Below are 17,584 nucleotides of genomic sequence, written 5' to 3'. Positions count from 1 at the left end.
TTCATCTCCGGATTCATGCCGAATTCCTCCTTGGGGGCATGGGGAGTCGGAGGCCCCGGATCGGGGCCCCTCTGTGCTGGGGATCGGGGTAGGTCAGCCGTTGGCTAGACCAGGGTGCCGTCCGTGAATCTGGCACCTCGGAGGAACTGCAGGAGCTTGCGATTGAAGACGCTCGGTCGTTCCCACTGAGGGCTGTGACCGACTTCGGCGAAGGTCAGTGAGGAGGCGTTGGGCAGGTGCTCCAGCACCGTCCTGCCGAGCGAAGGGGGAATGTACAGGTCGGCGTCGCCCATGGTGAGCAGGGTCCTGGTACGCATGGTCCGCAGAACGTCCCAGGTGATCCGGTTGGTCAGCTTCGGGAACGGACTCGCCGGCCCGGGCCGCGAGAGTTCCACGATCTCCTCCCACTCGTGCACGCCTTGCGGGTTGGCCGCGCGGTAGGACGGCCCCAGTTCCCGGAAGGAATGCGGCAGCGCGTCGGCTCCCGGCGGCTGCAGCCGCCTGAGCGCGTCCCGGAACTCGGTCTCCTGGATCCCGATCTGGCTGTTGACCAGGGCGAGGCTGCGCAGCCGGCGGGGATGGGAGACCGCGAAGTCCGCGGCGACGAAGCCGCCGAGTGCCGCCCCGACCAGATGGAACCTGCCCAGTTCGAGGTGGTCGGCCAGCGCGAGCAGGTCGGCGACGGCCGGCTGGTCCTGCGGTGTCGCGGGCGACGACCGGTGGTGACCGCGCCGCGAGTAGGCGACCACCCGGTGACCGTCACGGGCCAGGACGGGCTGCTGGTATGGCCAGGCCAGGTCGCTCCCCGTGCCAGGGTGCAGGAGGACGACGGGCGTTCCGCCGCCGCCGGTGTCCCAGTACCAGAGCCTCCCGCCGGGTACTTCCACGAACCCCTCCGTGACCGGCACTTGTGCCGGCACGGGTTCGGGCTTCAGCGGATCCCGGGAGGGGCCCGCCGCCGCGGCGGGCCGCGCCATCAGCGGCACGGCGGCCGGTGCCGCCGCGGTGGCCGCCAGGAGCGCGGCCTTGAGAACGGTACGTCTCTCGGAGGTGGTCACGGGATCAGCCGATCTGCCATTTCGACCAGCGATCCACGACCGCGCTGTGGTTCTTGGCCCACCAGTCGGCATCGTTGTAGACCAGCTTGTCGGCGTGCTTCTTGTCGAACGCGTTGACCTGCTGCTGGAGATCGTTCAGCTGGGGTTCCGCCGTGACATTGGCCGGGCCCGCACCGGAGACCTGGGCGAAGGCCGCCGCCTGCTTCGGCTGGGACGCGAACCGGATCAGCTGCTCGCCCAGCTGCTTGTTGGGGCTGCCCTTGGGGATCACCAGCGCGTCCCAGCTGACCGGGACGGTGTCCCACACCGGCTTCCACTGGGTGCCTCCGGCTTGCAGGACCGAGTACGCGCGGGCGCTGACGACGAGCGTCAGGTCCGCCTGGTCGTCGACCATGAGCTGCTGCTGCTGGCCGTAGGTCTGCGCGAAGGTCAGGTCGGACCGGACGCGGTCGTACACGCCCAGCGCGCGGTCGACGTCCATCGGGTACAGGCGGTCCTTCGGGATGCCGTCGGCCAGCAGCGCCGCCTCCAGGACGCCGATCGCCGGGTCCTTGCCGAAGACGACGCGCTTCCCGGGGAACGCCTTCCGGTCGAAGAAGTCGGCCAGCTTGGTGGGCGGCTTGTCGCCGTAGGTCCGCTCGTTGTACATGAACAGCAACCCGAAGAACGCGGTCGGGACCCCGCACTCGGACAGCGTTCCCGGCGGGAAGGCGCCCTTCAGGTCGCCGACGTCGATCGGCTCGACGAGCTTGCCGCAGAACTCGCGCGGCAGGAACGCGTCGGTGTCCATGACGTCCCACGTCACCCTGCCGGCGTCCACCATGGCGCGAAGCTTGGCGTTGTCCGACGGGCCGTCGATCCTCACCGTTGCATCGGCCGACTTCTCGAAGGGACGCAGGAATCCCTTCTCCTGACCGTCCTGGTAGGCGCCCTTCCCGTACGAGACGAACGTCAGCGACTTACCGGCGCCGGCCCCGCCGGTGCCGCACGCGGTGAGCAAGGTTGCGAGCGCTCCGCCGACCGCGGCCAGCCAGAGCCCGTTTCTGCGCATGACGGCTTTCCCCTTTGATGCTGAAGGATTTCCTGAAGTGAGGCGGGGGGCGGAGAGGGCCGACGCGTGGTCAACCGTCGGCGACCGCTCCTACCACGGACTCGGTGGCCGTCTCCTGACCGGCGCGGTGCCGCTGTCCTGGGACGACGGCCTGATCATCCGGATGCCAGCCGGCCACGACGGAGTCGCCCGGGGCGACCGGCGCCCCGCTCCCGGCGAGCACCATCGCCGATCCGTGCGTGCCGTCCGCGAACCGCAGGCCGACCCGGTGGTGGCTTCCCGCGTAGCGGACCTCGGTGATGACCGCCTCGTGCCGCCGGTGCCCCGCCGGGACGGTGTCGCCGCCCGCGTGCAGCGCCATCCGCTCCGGGCGCACCACGATCGTGTCGCCGTCCCGCCCGGGGAAGGTGTTGGACTCGCCGAGGAACTGCGCGACGAACAGGGTGCTCGGGCGCTCGTAGAGCTCGGTGGGGGTGCCCACCTGCTCGATCTTTCCCTCGTTGAAGACCGCGATGTGGTCGGAGAGGGTGAGGGCCTCGTGCTGGTCGTGGGTCACGAAGATGAACGTCATGCCGAGTTCCCGGTGCATGCGGGCGATCTCGCCCTGCAACTGGTCGCGCAGCTTCTTGTCGAGCGCGCCGAGCGGCTCGTCCAGGAGCAGGGCGCGCGGCTGGTACACGACGGCCCGGGCGAGCGCCACCCGCTGCTGCTGCCCTCCGGACAGCTGCCTCGGCAGGCGGTCGGCGTACGCCTCAAGGCGGACCAGTTCGAGTACCTGCTCGACCTTGGCGGCGATCTCGCCCTTGGGCATCTTCCGCTGCTGCAGGGGGTAGGCGATGTTGCGCCGGACGCTCATGTGGGGGAACAAGGCGTACTGCTGGAAGACCACGCCGAGGTCGCGCCGGTGCGGTCTGACCCTCGACACGTCCCGCCCGTCGATGCTGATCGATCCCTCGGACAGCGAGGTGAAGCCGGCGATCATCATGAGCATCGTGGTCTTGCCCGACCCCGACGGCCCGAGGAAGGTCATGAACTCGCCGGGGGCGATGTTCAGCGTCACGTCGTCGACGGCGGGCCGGTCCTGTCCCGGGTAGACCTTGCTGACACCGCTGACGGCGATCTCATGGCTGCGGGACGTGCGCGGTTGGTTCATGACGTGCTCCGGTGCGCGGAAGGCTGTCGGCGGACCAGCAGGGGGACGAGCAGGACGAGTGTGGTCGCGACGACGATGAGGCTCGCCGCGGCGCCGATCGTGGGGTCGATCTCGAGGGTGACCGAGTCGTACATCTGCACCGGCAGGGTCCGGATGTCGGGCGTCTGCAGGAACAGCGCGACCACGACCTCGTCGAGCGAGGTGACGAACGCGAACACGAACCCCGACCCCACGCCGGGCAGCACCAGCGGCAGGGTGACGCGGAAGAACGTGGTCATCCGGCTCGCCCCCAGGCTGGCCGAGGCGGTCTCCACGGTCCTGTCGTATCCGGCGAGGCTGGTGCCGACGGTGGTGACGACGAAGGGGACGGCGAGCACGGTGTGCGCGAGGACGAAGCCCGGCACCGTCCCGTTGAGCCGCCACTGGAGGAAGACGCCGTAGATGGCGATCGCCGTCACGATGCCGGGCACGATCATCGGCGCCATCGCCATCGAGCGCATCATGCCGCGGCCGCGCCAGAGGGTCCGGTCGAAGCCGAACGCGGCGGCGACGCCGATGACCGTGGCGACCACCGCGACCAGCAGGGCCACCTGGATCGACGTCAGCAGCGAGCCGACCCATTCGGGCGAGGAGAAGAAGCTGGCGTACCAGCGCAGCGACCAGTCCTCGGGCGGGAACCGGAAGGTCTCTCCGGCACTGAAGCTCATCGGGATGACCACGAGCGTCGGGCCGAGGAGGAGCACGGCGACGCCGGCCACCCAGATCCGCAGCGTCCAGCCGAGCCCGTGCTCGGAACGGGGGCTACGCACGGTCCACCGCCCCGCTCAGGCTCGCCGCGGGCCGGGCGATCCGGGAGACCGCGAACAGCACGAGCAACGTGACGACGAGCAGGACGCCCCCGAGGGCGCCGCCGCCGGCGAAGTCGGTCAGGTCACTGACCCGTGTCTCGATCACCTGGGAGATCAGCGCCTCCTGCGGCGAGCCGAGCAGCGAGGGAGTGATGTAGAAGCCGAGGGTCAGGATGAAGACCAGGGAGAACCCCGAGACCACGCCCGGCAGCGACAGCGGGATGTAGACGCTACGGAAGGCCTCCCACCTGGGCGCGCCGAGGCTGGCGGCGGCGTCGAGCAGCCTCCGGTCGATGGAGCTCATGGAGCTGTACAGCGGCAGCACCATGAACGGGAGCATCACCTGGACCATCGCCACGGTCACCCCCGTGACCGTCCCGAGCAGCACCACGCCGTCGATCCCCACCGCCGCGAAGGCCTTGTCGATCACTCCGCCGCGCTGCTCCAGCAGGTACCAGGCGAAGTTGCGGGCCATCACGCTGGTCCAGAACGGCAGCAGGACCAGCAGCAGGAGGATGCCGCGCGTCCTCGGCCCCACCCTGGTCAGCGCGTATGCGTACGGATAGGCGATGACCAGGGTGCAGAGACCGACGATCAGTCCGGTCTGCAACGTGCGGAGCAGCACGGTGAGGGACACGCGGTCGTCGAGGAGAGCGAGGTAGTTGTCCAGCCCGAGCTGCGGCTCGCTGACGCTTCGCCACACGATGAAGGCCAGCGGGTAGAAGAAGAAGACGAGGAGGATCGCGGTCACCGGCAGCAGCAGCCAGGACGCTCCCCGGCGCCTTCGCCCGGTTCGCCCGGCCGGAGAGGAGACCTCGGCCGGCCGCGCGGGCACGGTCGCGGTGCTCACGCCGGCGCCTCCTTGACCGACGGCGCTTCCGCGATGGCCGTGACGTGCTTGATCAGCACCCGTGCCAGCGTGTCCACCTGGTCCTCGGTGATCACCAGTGGAGGTGACAGCACGATGTTGGCGCCCGAGGCGCGCACGATGACCCCGTCGGCACGGGCACCGGCCTGCACCTGGGCGGCGTCGCGGTCGAGCTCGACGCCCAGCATCAGCCCGACCCCGCGGACCTCGCGGACGTGGCTCAGCTCTTCGAGCGGCCTGAGCGCTCGCAGCAGCCGCTCCCCCAGCTTCGTGGCGCGATCCAGCAGGCCCTCGCGCTCCAGGATGTCGATGTTGGCGAGTGCGACGGCCGAGCCCACGGGATGGCCGTTGTAGGTGAAGCCGTGGAGGAAGGGGGCGCCCTCGGCGAGCTCCAGCACCCGCCGTCCGATCAGGACGGCGCCCATGGGGATGTAACCGCTGGTGATGCCCTTCGCGGTGACGATCATGTCCGGCTCGATGCCGTACCGCTCGGCGGCGAACCAGTGACCGGTGCGGCCGAACGCCGTGACGATCTCATCGACGATGAGCAGGATGCCGTGGCGGCGCAGCACGTCCTGGACCCGCTCCCAGTAGCCGTCCGGCGGCGGCACCATGCCGCCCACGCCGAGCGCGGGCTCGCCGACGAACGCGGCGATGTTCTCCGCGCCGATCGCCGCGATCCGCTTCTCCAGCTCGGCGACGAGCACGTCGGTCGCGTTCGCGCCGTGCTCCAGCCCGTGGGGCTTGGCGAGGTACTCGACCCCGGGCATGAGCGGACCGTAGCCGGCGCGCAGCCGGTCCATCCCGGTGGCGGACAGGGATCCCGCGCCCATGCCGTGATACCCGCCCGTCCGGGCGAGGATGACGGTCCGCTCCGGGTGACCGGCGTGATGGTGCGCCAGCCGCGCGAGTTTGATGGCGGTCTCGTTGCCCTCCGATCCGCCGTTGGTGAAGAACACCCGCTCGATGCCCGCGGGGGCGAGCCGGAGGAGCCGCTCGGCGAGCCGGATGGACGGCTCGTTCGAGTAGTCCCCGAACGACGAGTAGAACTCCAGCTTCGCGATCTGCTCGGCGGCCACGGAGGCCAGTTCCCGGCGGCCGTGCCCGACCGGGCACTGCCAGAGACCACCGGTGCCGTCGATGAACGTCCGGCCGGTGACGTCCCACAGCGTGGCACCGTCGCCCCGGTCGATGACGAGCGGTTCCAAGGGCGCGCCGATGACGGTATGCGGGTGGATCACCGACCGCATGTCCGCCTGGGCGAGCTCCTGCGCATGCGCGGCGTTCTTGGTCATGGTTCCGCTCCTCCCTACAGCCGCACCGACACGGACTTGGGTTCGAGGTAGGCATCGATGCCCTCGCTGCCGCCCTCCCGTTCCTGGCCGCTGTTCTTCATGCCGCCGAAGGGGAGTTCGGGACGCACCGGGAAAGGCTCGTTGACGCCGATGACCCCGAAGTTCAGCTGGTCGACCGTGCGCCAGACGCGCGTGAGGCCCTGCGAGTACACGTAGGCCGCGAGCCCGTAGTCGGTCTTGTTGGCCCGCTGGACGACCTCGTCCTCATCGTCGAAGACGTACATGGGCAGCACCGGCCCGAAGGTCTCCTCCGAGCTGATCAGCATGGTGTCGTCGGCCCCGGTCAGCACCGTCGGCTCGAAGAACGCGCCCTTGAGGGCGGAGTCGTCGGGTTCCCAGCGGTGCCCGCCGGCGGCGATCGACGCTCCCCGCTCGACGGCGTCCGCGACGTGCCGCTCGACCTTCTCGATGCCGGCGAAGTCGATCAGGGGACCGGTCGTCGTGCGGGCGTCCGCCCCGTGCCCCAGCCTCAGCTGCGCGACCTTGTCCAGCACCAGTCCGAGGAACTCCTCCTGCACGCCGCGGTGCACGTAGAGCCGGTTGATGGAGATGCAGCTCTGGCCGGCGCAGGCGTACTTGGTCGCGACGACGCCCGCCGCCGCCGACTCGAGATCCGCGTCGTCGTAGACGATCGCGGGCGAATGACCGCCCATCTCCAGCGAGACGCGACGGAGCCGGCTTCCCGTGGACCGGACGAGATGCAGGCCGACCTCGGTGGAGCCGGTGAAGCTGACCTTGTTCAGCCTGGGGTCGGCCAGCAGCGCGCCGACGAGCTCGGCGGGCCTGGTGGTGGTCAGGCACTGGAGCACGCCCGGAGGCAGACCCGCGGCGTCGACGATCCGGATGAGCTCCGCGCCGATCAGCGGCGTCTGCTCGGCGGGTTTGACGATCAGCGGGCACCCGGCGGCGAGCGCGAGCCCGACCTTCCGGATGAGCATGCTCGCGGGGAAGTTCCAGGGTGTGATCGCCAGGGCCGGACCGACCGGAGCGCGCAGGACGAGCCCCGGGCCGGTGGCGGTGGACGGTGTCACGCGCCCGTCCGCGCGGCGTCCCTCCTCGGCCGCCCATTCGAGCATCCTCGCGCTGCCCAGGATCTCACCCCGGGCCTCGGCGAGCGGCTTGCCGCTCTCGGCCGTCAGCAGCGCGGCCAGCATGTCGGCCTTCGCCCGGATGCCGGCGGCGCCCGCCCGGAGCAGGCCGGAGCGCTCCTCGGCACCGGTGGCGCGCCAGGCGCCGGCGGCGGCCTCGGCGGCGTCCAGGGCGGCCGGCGCCTCCTCCGTGCCCGCGTCCGCGGCGCGGCCGATGACCTCCAGGGTCGCCGGGTCGACGACATCGAAGCCCGCGGCCCCCAGCTGCCACCGACCGCCGATGAGCAGCGATTCGGGTGTGACCGAGACGGGTGGCGAAGGCGGCATGTCCGGAACCTCCTGAACGGATGACCGTGGCGAGTGGGGACAGTCTCACAGCGGATATTGATAGAGTCAACACTCAATCCCGGTCTTCCACCATGCGAATCGTCAGCCCACCGCCATCTGTCGTGGCCAAGGCAACGCGCTGACCTGGAAAAATACCTTGGACACCGACTTCTGTTAACGAACTCAACAAGTCTTGCCGAGGATCGTCCACACAAGAGCGTTGTCGGTACAGTGAGGGCATGAACCCAGGAACGCCCCCCGTGATCGGCGACGCCACAGGCAGGACGGGCACACGACTCCTCCCCATCACCGAACTCCTCTCCTACCGGCTGAGCCGCGTCGCGAACGCCCTGTCCCGCAGCGCCACGCTGCGGTACCGCAGGCAGTTCGACGTCAGCCTCGGGGAGTGGCGCGCGATCGCCCTGCTCGGCGAGTCGGCGCCGCAGACGCTCAACCGCCTCGCCCGGATGGCCGCGCTCGACAAGGCGCAGATGAGCCGAGTGATCAGCGGGCTGACCGAGCGCGGCTTCGTCCTCAGGGAGCAGGGGCCGCGGCGGACGACCCAGCTCTCGCTCACCCGGCGCGGCAAGACGCTGTACGAGGGCCTGATCACCGCGGCCAACGAGCGCAACGACGCGTTCCTGGTGTGCCTGACCCCGGAAGAACGCGTCGCGCTGGACTCCGCGCTGGAGAAGCTGGCGACCCTCGCACGCGCACTCGAACGCTCCGAGAGCGCCTAGACCGCCGACCGGGCCCGCTCACCCAGAGCCGCCGCTCTCGACATCATGATGTTGTGATTGTCAACACAGCGAGCTATGTTGACTCCTCAACAGCCGATTGCGAAGCTGGCCGCATCAGGTGCGACAGGGGGTTCACGAGACGTGGCAGACCGAGTGACGATCTGCGAGTGCTTCGCCCGTGACGGGCTCCAGCACGAGGAGACATTCCTATCCACGAAAGAGAAGCTCGCGGTCATCGAGGCCATCGCCGACGCCGGCTTCCAGCGGATCGAAGCGACCAGCTACAGCCACCCCGACCATGTGCCCGCCTTCCGCGACGCCGGCCGGGTCCTCGCCGGGCTGCCCCGCCGGCCCAGAGTCGCCTACAAGGCGACGTGCCCCAACCCGAAGGCCGTGCAGCGCGCACTCGCGGACGCCGATGCCGGGTTCGGGGCCGACGAGCTGAGCTTCCTCGTCTCCGCCACCGAGGCGCACACCCGGCGCAATCTCCGGACCAGCCGGGACGGCCAGTGGGAGCGGGTCACCGAGATGGCACGGCTGGCCCGCGGACGGTTCACCATCGTCGGCGTCATCTCCGTCGCGTTCGGCTGCCCCTTCGAAGGCCCCGTTGACGCCGCCGGGGTCGTCGCCGACTTCGAACGGTTCGCCGAACTCGGCGCCGGCCTGGTCACCATCGGGGACACGACGGGGCTGGCGACTCCGCGGACCGCGGCCGCCCTGCTCGGCAGGCTGGCGAAGGACTTCCCCGAGGTGCCGGCCGTCGCCCACTTCCACAACACCCGGGGCACCGCGCTGGCCAACTGCGTGGCCGCGCTGGACGCGGGCTGCCGGCATTTCGACAGTGCGCTCGGCGGCATCGGCGGCCATCCCTCGCAGATCCGGTACGGGCAGGGGATGACCGGCAACGCCGCCACGGAAGACCTCGTGCACCTCTTCGAGGCGATGGGGGTGGACACCGGGCTGGACATCGAGCGGGTCACCGCCGCGTCCCGCATGTCCGAGGACGTGCTGGGCCGGCAGCTGCACAGCTTCGTCGCCCGCGCCGGCCGGGAACCGATCACGAGGACAGGGAGCGGCCGTGACCAGACGGCATGACATGCTCGTAGAGGACCACGGCGCCGTCCGTGTGCTGCGGCTGAACCGGCCGGACAAGCTCAACGCGCTCGACACGGCCCTCACCCGGGAACTGCTCGACGCCCTGCGCGCGGCCGAGGCCGACGACGGCGTCCGAGCCGTCGTGCTCACCGGGGCCGGCCGGGCGTTCTGCGCGGGCGCCGACCTCGCCGAGTTCTCCAGCCTCACCCCGGCCGACCAGGCGGCGGTCCTGCACAGGGCGGAGCTCACCGCCCAAGTCCAGGCCATGCCGCAGGCCATGTGCAAGCCGACCATCTCCGCGGTCCGGGGCGCGGCCGTCGGCGGCGGCGCCGGGCTGGCGCTCGCCTGCGACATGATGGTCGCCGCCGACGATGTGACGTTCGGCTATCCCGAACTGCGGCACTCCATCGTCCCCGCCATCGTGATGACGGGGCTGCAGCGTCATTTCGGGCGGAAGCTCGCCTTCGAGCTCATCAGCACGGGGCGGATGCTCCGCGGCGCCGAACTCGAAGCGCTGGGCGTCGCCAACCGCGTGACGTCCCCGGAGGACGTCCTCAAGGTGAGCCTGGACATCGCCGCCGGGTGGGCGGAGACCAGCCCGCGAGCCATGGCGGCGGCCAAGGGCCTCTTCTACCGGGTCGCCGATCTGCCGTCCGACCAGGCGATGCAGGCGGGCCGCGACGTCAACGCGATCATGCGCGCATTCCCGGAGGAAGGATGAACCTCCTGACCGGTGTCACCGTCGTCGACTTCTCCCGGGTGCTGGCCGGCCCCATGGCCACCCAGATCCTCGCCGAGCTCGGCGCCGAGGTCATCAAGATCGAACGTCCCGGGCAGGGGGACGAGGCGCGCGCGATGGAACCCCGGCTGGAGAGCGGGGAGAGCGCGTACTTCTTCGCCTTCAACCGGGGCAAGCGCTCGGTCGTGCTCGACCTCAAGACCGAAGCGGGCAAGGAGACCGCGAGGAGGCTCGTCGCCAAGGCCGACGCGCTCGTGGAGAACTTCCTCCCGGGCACCATGGAACGCCTCGGCCTCGGCTACCGGAGGCTGGCCGCCGACAACCCCGGCCTGGTCTACGTGTCGAACACCGGCTTCGGGCAGGCGGGGCCGAACGCGCAGCGCAAGGGGTACGACACCATCTTCCAGGCCCTGTCCGGCATCACCTCGATCACCGGCCACCCCGGCGGCCCCCCGGCCAAGGCGGGAGTCCCCATAGCCGACATGACCTCGGCGCTGTGGGCCGTCACCGCCGTCCTCGGCGGGCTGCTGCGGCGCGGGACCACGGGTGAGGGCGGGCACATCGACCTGGCGATGATGGACGTGCAGATCAGCCTCCTCGCCCTCGCGGCCGCGAGGCTGTTCGCCTTGGACGAGGACGTGTCCCGGCCCGGTACCGCGCATCCGGGGCGGGTGCCGTCGGAGGCGTACCAGTGCGCCGACGGGACATGGCTCCAGATCAGCTGCAGTGATCAGCATTGGCCGGCGCTGTGCTCGGTGCTCGACCTGGCGGACCTGGCGGACGACGACGCGCTCGCGACCAACGCCGGCAGGCTGGCCCAGCGGGAGCGGGTCGGCGAAGCGGTGCGCGCCGCCTTCGCCAAGCGTGACCGGGCCTGGCTGGCCGCGGCGCTGCTCGCGGCCGGCATCCCCGCGGGGGAGGTCAACACCGTCCGTGAGGCGCTGGCCGATGAGAACACGGTCGTACGCGAGCTGGTGGGACATTTCCACCATCCGGTCGAAGGGCGGTTCCCGGCGTTGCGCACCCCGTTGCGGCTCCGTGATCCCGGCGGCGAGGGCTTCGCCGCCGTTCCGGTCCGGACCCCGCCGGTGCTGGGGGCGGACACCGCGGCGGTCCTCAGCGAGAAGCTCGGACTCAGCCGGGCCGACATCGAAGCACTCGAACGGGCGGGAGCATTGGGATGACCACCTCTGGGACGGCGAGCCCCGAACCGGTGGTGCGCACCGAGGTCCGCGACGGGATCGCCCGTGTCGTCCTCGACCGCCCGTACGCTCGTAACGGGGTCAACATGGCCATGTGCCTGGAGCTACGGCGAACGTTCGAGGAGCTGGACTGCGCCTCCGACGTCCGGACGATCTTTCTCAGCGGCAACGGACCCGTGTTCTGCGCGGGAGCCGACCTCAAGGAGCGTGCCGGCAAGGACGAGAGGTGGGTCCGCCGCCGCAGGCAGGCGTCCTTCGCCGCGTACGAGGCCATCGAGCGGTGCGGCAAGCCGGTCGTCGCGCTGGTCGACGGCGCCGTCGTCGGATCGGGCGGGGAGATCGCCATGAGCTGCGATTTCATCGTCGCGTCGACCGCCGCCACGTTCCGGTGGCCGGAGCCGCACTGGGGCACCGTCGGCGCCACGCAGCGGCTGCAGCGTGTGATCGGCAAGCGGCGCGCCAAGGAGCTGCTCTACACCGACCGCGTCATGTCCGCGGGCGAGGCCTACCGGGTCGGCCTCGTCACCCGGCTCGTCGAGCGGTCCGAGCTGGCGGCCGAGGAGGCGCGCATCGGCGCCGCGATCGCCGAGGCCCCCGCTCTGGCGATCGAGCTGGCCAAACAGGCGATCGAGCTGGGCGAGGAGACCGATCTGGATCGCGGCATCCGCATCGAGATGGCCGCCATCGAGCGGAGCCTCGCCGACGGGGCATGGCGCGAGGGGATCAGCCGCTTCACGGGCTCCGCCGACCGGGCGCAGGAAGGGTGAGACACATGGGGAAGAACTTCGATCCGGCCGACGCCTGCCCGGTAACCACCGACGCCGTGCTGCGCCGGGCCGCCGCCGTCGGGCCCGATCTCGAAGCCGTCGTCAGCCCCTCCGGACGCCGCACCTACGCGGCCCTCGCCGCCGAGGTGGACCGTGTGCGCTCGGCCCTCGCCGCCGCCGGGGTCCGCCGCGGCGACCACATTGCGGTCTGCCTCGGCAACGGCCCGGAGTGGATCACCCTGTTCCTGGCGATCGGGTCGCTCGGCGCGGTGACCGTCCCCGTCAACACCCGTTTCCAGGCCGGCGAGCTCGCCCAAGCGTTGCGGCAGTCCCGCGCGTCCATGCTCTTCGTCGCGGACCGCTTCCTGAAGATCGACTTCATCGCGATGCTGAGGGCCGTCTGCCCCGCCGTCGACTCGACGCTGCCGGACCCCGGCATGCCCGATCTCCGGGCCGTGGTGGTTTTCGGCGAGGACGTCCCGGCCGCCGGCCGATCGTGGTCCGACTTCCTCGCGCACGGCACGGAGCCCACCGAACCGTCATGCACCCCGGACGACGTGCTGCTCATCCAGTACACGTCGGGCACGACCGCGTACCCGAAGGGCGTGTTGCTCACCCATCGCGGGATGTGCGCCGACGCGTTCTTCTCGGGTCTGCGCATGGGCCTGCGAACCGGCGACCGGTTCCACAGCGTCCGGCCGTTCTTCCATGTCGCGGGCAGCACGCTCTCGGTCCTGGCCGGCCTCCAGCACGTGGCCACGCTGGTGACCATGGACCGGTTCGAGCCCGGGGAGGCGCTGCGGCTCATGGAGACCGAACGGTGCACCCACTTCTCCGGGAACGACACCATCGCCCTCATGCTCCTCGGCCACCCCGACCTCGGTCAGAGGACGCTGGCACTGCGCGGAGCCTGGCTCGCGGCCTCCCCCACCATCGCCCAGCGGGTCATCGACGAACTCGGCGCGGCGGAGACGGTCGTGGGATACGGGCTGTCGGAGGCGTCGCCGAACGTCGCGCAGTCGGCATGGTGGGAGGACCGGGAGATCAGGGTGTCGGGCAGGATGCTTCCCCAGCCCGGTGTCACGGTCCGGATCCGGGACCGCGAGACCGGCGGGGACCTCCCGCCCGGCGAGGTCGGCGAGATCCAGGTGCGCGGCTGGAACGTCATGCTCGGCTACTTCGGCATGCCCGAGGAGACGGCCGAGACGCTCGCGCCGGACGGATGGCTGTCCACGGGCGACCTCGGCAGGCTCGGAACCGACGGCCGGCTGGAATTCTGCGGACGGGCCAAGGACGTGATCCGGGTCGGCGGCGAGAACGTCTCCCCCACCGAGGTCGAGGACGTCCTGCACCGGCACCCGCGGGTGCGGCAGGCCGCCGTCGTCGCGGTGCCGGACGAGCGGCTGATCGAGGTCCCCTTCGCGTTCGTGGTCCTCACCGAAGGCGGCCCCGTCGAGGCCGCGGAGATTCTGAGCTGGGTGAACGGGAGGCTGGCCCGGTTCAAGGTCCCCCGGCACCTGCACATCCTCGACGGGTTCGAGGAGATCGGGATGACCGCGAGCGCGAAGGTGCGCAAGTCGGGGCTCGCGGAGCACGCGATCGGGCTGCTGCGCTCGGAGACCGTCCGATGAGGATCGAGACCTCGGTGACACGGCTGCTCGGCGTGGACCTCCCCATCGTCCAGGCCGGCATGTCGTGGGCCTCGTCGAACGCCGCGCTGCCGCTCGCGGTGTCGCGGGCCGGCGGTCTCGGCGTCATCGCCGCGGGGCCGATGCGGATCCCGTATCTGGAACGCGCCATCGACGAGGTGCGGGCCGGCACCGACGCGCCGTTCGCGGTCAACCTCCCGCTGAACCGCAAGGGATCGGACGAGGTGATGGACCTGCTGGCGGCAAAGCGCGTCCCCGTCCTCATCGCCTCGCAAGGCGGCCCGCGGCGCTATCTGCCGAGGTTCGACGGCACCGGGACGATCTGCCTGCACGTCGTCGCGAGCGTCGAGCACGCGGCCAAGGCCGTGGACGCGGGCGTCGACGGCCTTGTCGCCGTGGGCGCGGAGGCGGGCGGGCACCCGCCGCCCGACCTCGTCTCCACCCTGGTCATCACCCGCGCCATCGTGCAGGCGGCGCCGAACACTCCCGTCATCGCCTCCGGCGGGTTCGCGGACGGCTCCGGCCTCGCGGCCGCCCTGGCACTCGGCGCGGGAGCCGCCCAGTTCGGCACCCGGTTCCTCGCCAGCTCGGAAGCGACCGTGCACAGCGCCTACAAGGAAGCCGTCCTCGCGGCGAGCGTCGCCGGCACCCGCACGGTCGGCCGCGACCTCGGCATCGTCCGGACCCTCGCGAACGCGTTCACCGAGCGCATGGCCGAGCTGGAGAACACCGGGGTCGACCTGGAGCAACGGCGCATCGAGTTCGGCAAGGCGACGCTCAGGACGGCCGCGGCCGAGGGCGACACCGCCTTCGGGAAGGTGGAGGCCGGCCAGTCGGCGGGCCTGATCGACACGGTGCTGCCGGCCGCCGAGATCGTCCGCCGCCTGACCAACGAATACCGCAAGGCCCACGAAGCCCTCCCCGCAGTACACGACTGACCGGCGATCACCGCATCGTCTCCTGGCGAGGCGGGCCTCAAGCGGTCTCACGCCCCTGTCTTAAGGTCGCGGCGGTTGAACGTCCGCAGCGCGAGGGCGGTGAGGGCGGCGGTCAGGAGGATGAGGACGCCGACCGCGGCGGCGCTGACGTGTTCGCGCGGGTATTCGCCGACGTGCGCGAACGGTGAGATGCGGACGGCGCCGTCAGGCAGGTCCAGGACGGGGGCGAACAATCCGGCGACGACGCCGTAGCCGAGGGCCGCCCAGACGATCGGCAGCGCACGGGGCAGTGCCCCGTACAGCAGCCCGGCGGCGGCGAGGAGCAGCCACACGGCCGGTGCGTGGGCGATGTGTCCGAGGGTGGTCTTCCATAGCAGTGCGGCGTCGCCGGTGCCGATGGCCGCGGCGGCCCCGGTGCCCAGGCCGGCGAGGAACAGCAGCCAGGGGACGGCGATCGCGGTGACGGCGAGGTTGCCGCCGAGCCACCCCGTACGGCTGACGGCGGTCGCCAGCACGGGTTCGGTGCGTCCGGCGGACTCCTCGGCCCGTACCGCCTGCACGGCCAGGACGGCGAACACGGTGACCGCGAACGCCATGGTCAGGCCCATGGTGCCGAGGTAGCCGGCCACGAGGTCCCGGCTGCCGCCCATGACGGCGATCAGGTCTTCCGGGGCGTCGTCCAGGCCGTCGGCCATCGGCTGGGCGAACGCGCCGTAGGCCACGCCCGCGATCAGCAGCGCGATGCTCCAGCCGGCGATTCCGGCGCGCTGGAGGCGGAAGGCGAGCGTGGGCGCGTCGCGAAGCCAGGCGGCGGCGCGGGGCGAACCCGGACGTGGTGGGACGAGTCCCGCGTCCACGTCGCGGCGGGCGGACAGGCGGTACCCGGCGGTGGCCGTCGCGGCGGCGCAGGCCAGTGAGAAGGCCAACGGCCACCATCGGTCGAGCACGTAGGGCGCGGTCTGCTGTGACCAGCCGAGCGGGGACAGCCACGACAGCCAGGAGGGCCCGGTGTCCTGGACGGCGCTCATGTCGCCGATGCCGCGCAGGACGAACGCGGCGCCGAGGACCGCGCCGGTGAGCCCGGAGGCGGCGCGGGGGAAGGCGAAGATCTGCACGGCGATCGCGGCGATGCCGCCGAAGACCAGTCCGACGGCGCCGACGGACGCGCCGAACAGGGCCGACCCGGCGGCGGCGTACCCGGCGGCGAGCATGATGGCGGTGACCAGGACGGCGACGGCGGCGCTCATCAGCGCGGTGAGGATGAGCGCGGCGGTGAGCTGGGCGGACCGTCCGACGACGTTCGCGCGGACCAGTTCGGCGCGCCCCGAGCGTTCCTCGGCGCGAGTGTGCCGGGTGACGGTCAGCAGGGCCATCAGCGCCGCGCCGAGCATGATGTACAGGCCGTACTGCCCCGACAGGAACCGTTCGAGGGTGATGGCGTCGTAGCCGTAGGCGGGTCCACCGAAGATCGCCCCGGCGGGGCTGGTCGAGAATTCGCTGACCGACTCCAGCTGCTCGGTCGTGCTGTAGACGGAGTTCAGCGCGGTGGTGAAGTAGCCCATGAGCAGCGCCACGCCGAGCGTCCAGGCGGGGAACCGCACGCGGTCGCGGCGCAGCATGAACCGCAGCAGCGTGCCCGTGCCCGCCAGCGCTCCCCCGGCGGTGACGCGGGCGGGTGCGGGGAGGGTCGTCGCGGTCATGAGGTCCTCCCGGCGGTCGCGCCGTCGCCGGTGCGGGTGAGGTCGTCGCCGTAGTGCCGCAGCAGCAGCTGCTCCAGGGTGGGCGGGTGCGCGGTGAGGGTGTGGACGTCCAGTTCGCCGAGGCGGCGCACGGCGGCCGCCAGGTGATCGCCGTCGACGTCGAAGCGGAGCTGGCCGTCCTCGGTGCGCAGGTCGTGGACGCCGGGCAGGCCGGCGAGCGCGCGGGCGTCCCGGTCGGTGGTGGCGGTGACGCTGGTGCGGGTCAGGTGCCGCAGCTCGGTCAGCGTGCCGGTCTCCACGATCCGGCCGTGCCGGACGATCGAGACACGGTCGGCGAGGGCCTCCACCTGCGCGAGGATGTGGCTGGACAGCAGGACCGTCCTCCCCGAGTCGCGGGCCTCGCGGATGCACTCCTGGAAGACGGCCTCCATCAGCGGGTCGAGCCCGGCGGTCGGCTCGTCGAGCAGCAGCAGCTCGACGTCGCTCGCCAGCGCCGAGACCAGCGCGACCTTCTGCCGGTTGCCCTTGGAGTAGGTGCGGCCCTTCTTGGTGGGGTCCAGGTCGAACCGCTCGCACAGCTCGTCCCGGCGGGTCCGGTCGGCACCGCCGCGCAGCCGGGCGAACAGGTCGATCGCCTCGCCGCCGGTCAGGTTGGGCCACAGCTCCACATCGCCAGGGACGTAGGCCAGGCGATGGTGCAGTGCGACCGCGTCGGTCCAGGGATCGCCGCCGAGCAGCCGGGCCCGTCCGGCGTCGGCGCGCAGCACCCCGAGCAGGATCCGGATCGTGGTGGACTTCCCGGCGCCGTTCGGCCCGAGGAACCCGTGGACGTGGCCGGTCCGCACGGACAGGTCGAGCCCGTCCAGCGCCTTCACTTTCCCGAAGGCCTTGTGCAGGTCGTTGATCTCGATGGCAGGGGTCATTGTTCAGCCCTCGCTGAAAAGCATGAAGAAAGGTGGGGCCGAGTTTGCTCGGCGGACCGTCCGGGGGACGGTGAAATGGCGCG

At 71.2% G+C, this 17,584-nt stretch carries 16 protein-coding genes; 7 read left to right on the top strand and 9 right to left on the bottom strand.

Annotated features, from left to right (window positions below; all coding sequences use genetic code 11):
- Positions 1 to 104: 104 nt before the first annotated feature.
- The 7 genes from BM339_RS31505 to BM339_RS31475 form a co-directional block, all read right to left on the bottom strand.
- Positions 105 to 1,058, bottom strand: coding sequence for an alpha/beta fold hydrolase (locus BM339_RS31505; protein ID WP_177287831.1), 954 nt, complete (start codon positions 1,056 to 1,058; stop codon positions 105 to 107).
- A 4-nt stretch (positions 1,059 to 1,062) separates the two neighbouring features.
- Entirely contained in the window at positions 1,063 to 2,109 is a 1,047-nt protein-coding gene (locus tag BM339_RS31500) for an extracellular solute-binding protein (RefSeq protein WP_075023231.1), read from the bottom strand.
- Between the two features lie 70 nt (positions 2,110 to 2,179).
- On the bottom strand, positions 2,180 to 3,262 hold the full coding sequence (locus BM339_RS31495) for an ABC transporter ATP-binding protein (RefSeq protein WP_083598191.1): 1,083 nt from the start codon (positions 3,260 to 3,262) through the stop codon (positions 2,180 to 2,182).
- A complete protein-coding gene (locus tag BM339_RS31490) occupies positions 3,259 to 4,071 on the bottom strand; it encodes an ABC transporter permease (protein ID WP_075023230.1) in 813 nt (270 codons plus the stop codon). Before BM339_RS31490 ends, BM339_RS31495 begins: the two co-directional genes overlap by 4 nt.
- Positions 4,064 to 4,960, bottom strand: coding sequence for an ABC transporter permease (locus BM339_RS31485; RefSeq protein WP_021593886.1), 897 nt, complete (start codon positions 4,958 to 4,960; stop codon positions 4,064 to 4,066). Before BM339_RS31485 ends, BM339_RS31490 begins: the two co-directional genes overlap by 8 nt.
- Positions 4,957 to 6,273, bottom strand: coding sequence for an aminotransferase family protein (locus BM339_RS31480; RefSeq protein ID WP_021593887.1), 1,317 nt, complete (start codon positions 6,271 to 6,273; stop codon positions 4,957 to 4,959). The genes BM339_RS31485 and BM339_RS31480 overlap by 4 nt, the downstream gene beginning before the upstream one ends.
- A gap of 14 nt (positions 6,274 to 6,287) precedes the next feature.
- Positions 6,288 to 7,748: an NAD-dependent succinate-semialdehyde dehydrogenase gene (locus BM339_RS31475; protein WP_075023229.1), complete on the bottom strand. Its 1,461-nt coding sequence runs from the start codon at positions 7,746 to 7,748 to the stop codon at positions 6,288 to 6,290.
- A gap of 239 nt (positions 7,749 to 7,987) precedes the next feature.
- Between BM339_RS31475 and BM339_RS31470 the strand changes: the two genes are divergently transcribed.
- From BM339_RS31470 to BM339_RS31440, 7 genes are all read left to right on the top strand, one after another.
- Positions 7,988 to 8,488: a MarR family winged helix-turn-helix transcriptional regulator gene (locus BM339_RS31470; protein ID WP_052357180.1), complete on the top strand. Its 501-nt coding sequence runs from the start codon at positions 7,988 to 7,990 to the stop codon at positions 8,486 to 8,488.
- 141 nt (positions 8,489 to 8,629) lie between these two features.
- The gene (locus BM339_RS31465; RefSeq protein ID WP_075023228.1) at positions 8,630 to 9,583 is read left to right on the top strand and encodes a hydroxymethylglutaryl-CoA lyase; all 954 of its coding nucleotides are present in this window, start codon (positions 8,630 to 8,632) and stop codon (positions 9,581 to 9,583) included.
- Positions 9,567 to 10,304 (top strand): enoyl-CoA hydratase/isomerase family protein, encoded by a 738-nt coding sequence (locus BM339_RS31460; protein ID WP_218163811.1) that lies wholly within the window; start codon positions 9,567 to 9,569, stop codon positions 10,302 to 10,304. Before BM339_RS31465 ends, BM339_RS31460 begins: the two co-directional genes overlap by 17 nt.
- Positions 10,301 to 11,506, top strand: a complete 1,206-nt coding sequence (locus BM339_RS31455; RefSeq protein WP_024933969.1) for a CaiB/BaiF CoA transferase family protein — start codon at positions 10,301 to 10,303, stop codon at positions 11,504 to 11,506. The genes BM339_RS31460 and BM339_RS31455 overlap by 4 nt, the downstream gene beginning before the upstream one ends.
- Positions 11,503 to 12,291 carry an enoyl-CoA hydratase/isomerase family protein gene (locus BM339_RS31450; RefSeq protein ID WP_075023226.1) on the top strand — a complete coding sequence of 263 codons (789 nt, stop codon included), beginning with the start codon at positions 11,503 to 11,505 and terminating at the stop codon, positions 12,289 to 12,291. Before BM339_RS31455 ends, BM339_RS31450 begins: the two co-directional genes overlap by 4 nt.
- Positions 12,292 to 12,296: 5 nt before the next feature.
- A complete protein-coding gene (locus BM339_RS31445; RefSeq protein ID WP_075023225.1) occupies positions 12,297 to 13,922 on the top strand; it encodes a class I adenylate-forming enzyme family protein in 1,626 nt (541 codons plus the stop codon).
- On the top strand, positions 13,919 to 14,878 hold the full coding sequence (locus tag BM339_RS31440; protein ID WP_075023224.1) for an NAD(P)H-dependent flavin oxidoreductase: 960 nt from the start codon (positions 13,919 to 13,921) through the stop codon (positions 14,876 to 14,878). Before BM339_RS31445 ends, BM339_RS31440 begins: the two co-directional genes overlap by 4 nt.
- A gap of 47 nt (positions 14,879 to 14,925) precedes the next feature.
- Here the strand turns inward: BM339_RS31440 and BM339_RS31435 are convergent, their stop codons facing one another.
- Both BM339_RS31435 and BM339_RS31430 read right to left on the bottom strand, forming a co-directional pair.
- Complete coding sequence (locus BM339_RS31435) at positions 14,926 to 16,578, bottom strand: ABC transporter permease (RefSeq protein WP_075023223.1); 1,653 nt, start codon at positions 16,576 to 16,578, stop codon at positions 14,926 to 14,928.
- Positions 16,575 to 17,501 carry an ABC transporter ATP-binding protein gene (locus BM339_RS31430; protein WP_075023222.1) on the bottom strand — a complete coding sequence of 309 codons (927 nt, stop codon included), beginning with the start codon at positions 17,499 to 17,501 and terminating at the stop codon, positions 16,575 to 16,577. The genes BM339_RS31435 and BM339_RS31430 overlap by 4 nt, the downstream gene beginning before the upstream one ends.
- Positions 17,502 to 17,584: the final 83 nt, after the last annotated feature.

Source organism: Actinomadura madurae, assembly GCF_900115095.1.
Lineage (GTDB): Bacteria > Actinomycetota > Actinomycetes > Streptosporangiales > Streptosporangiaceae > Spirillospora > Spirillospora madurae.
The sequence above is the reverse complement of the archived record's forward strand: the minus strand, read 5'-3'. Positions and strand labels throughout refer to the sequence as shown.

Excerpts from the sequence above, each read along its gene's own strand:
- BM339_RS31500 (WP_075023231.1), bottom strand. The coding sequence starts at position 2,109 with ATGCGCAGAAACGGGCTCTGGCTGGCCGCGGTCGGCGGAGCGCTCGCA.
- BM339_RS31495 (WP_083598191.1), bottom strand. The coding sequence starts at position 3,262 with ATGAACCAACCGCGCACGTCCCGCAGCCATGAGATCGCCGTCAGCGGT.
- BM339_RS31480 (WP_021593887.1), bottom strand. The coding sequence starts at position 6,273 with ATGACCAAGAACGCCGCGCATGCGCAGGAGCTCGCCCAGGCGGACATG.
- BM339_RS31475 (WP_075023229.1), bottom strand. The coding sequence starts at position 7,748 with ATGCCGCCTTCGCCACCCGTCTCGGTCACACCCGAATCGCTGCTCATC.
- BM339_RS31470 (WP_052357180.1), top strand. The coding sequence starts at position 7,988 with ATGAACCCAGGAACGCCCCCCGTGATCGGCGACGCCACAGGCAGGACG.
- BM339_RS31455 (WP_024933969.1), top strand. The coding sequence starts at position 10,301 with ATGAACCTCCTGACCGGTGTCACCGTCGTCGACTTCTCCCGGGTGCTG.
- BM339_RS31450 (WP_075023226.1), top strand. The coding sequence starts at position 11,503 with ATGACCACCTCTGGGACGGCGAGCCCCGAACCGGTGGTGCGCACCGAG.
- BM339_RS31445 (WP_075023225.1), top strand. The coding sequence starts at position 12,297 with ATGGGGAAGAACTTCGATCCGGCCGACGCCTGCCCGGTAACCACCGAC.
- BM339_RS31440 (WP_075023224.1), top strand. The coding sequence starts at position 13,919 with ATGAGGATCGAGACCTCGGTGACACGGCTGCTCGGCGTGGACCTCCCC.
- BM339_RS31435 (WP_075023223.1), bottom strand. The coding sequence starts at position 16,578 with ATGACCGCGACGACCCTCCCCGCACCCGCCCGCGTCACCGCCGGGGGA.
- BM339_RS31430 (WP_075023222.1), bottom strand. The coding sequence starts at position 17,501 with ATGACCCCTGCCATCGAGATCAACGACCTGCACAAGGCCTTCGGGAAA.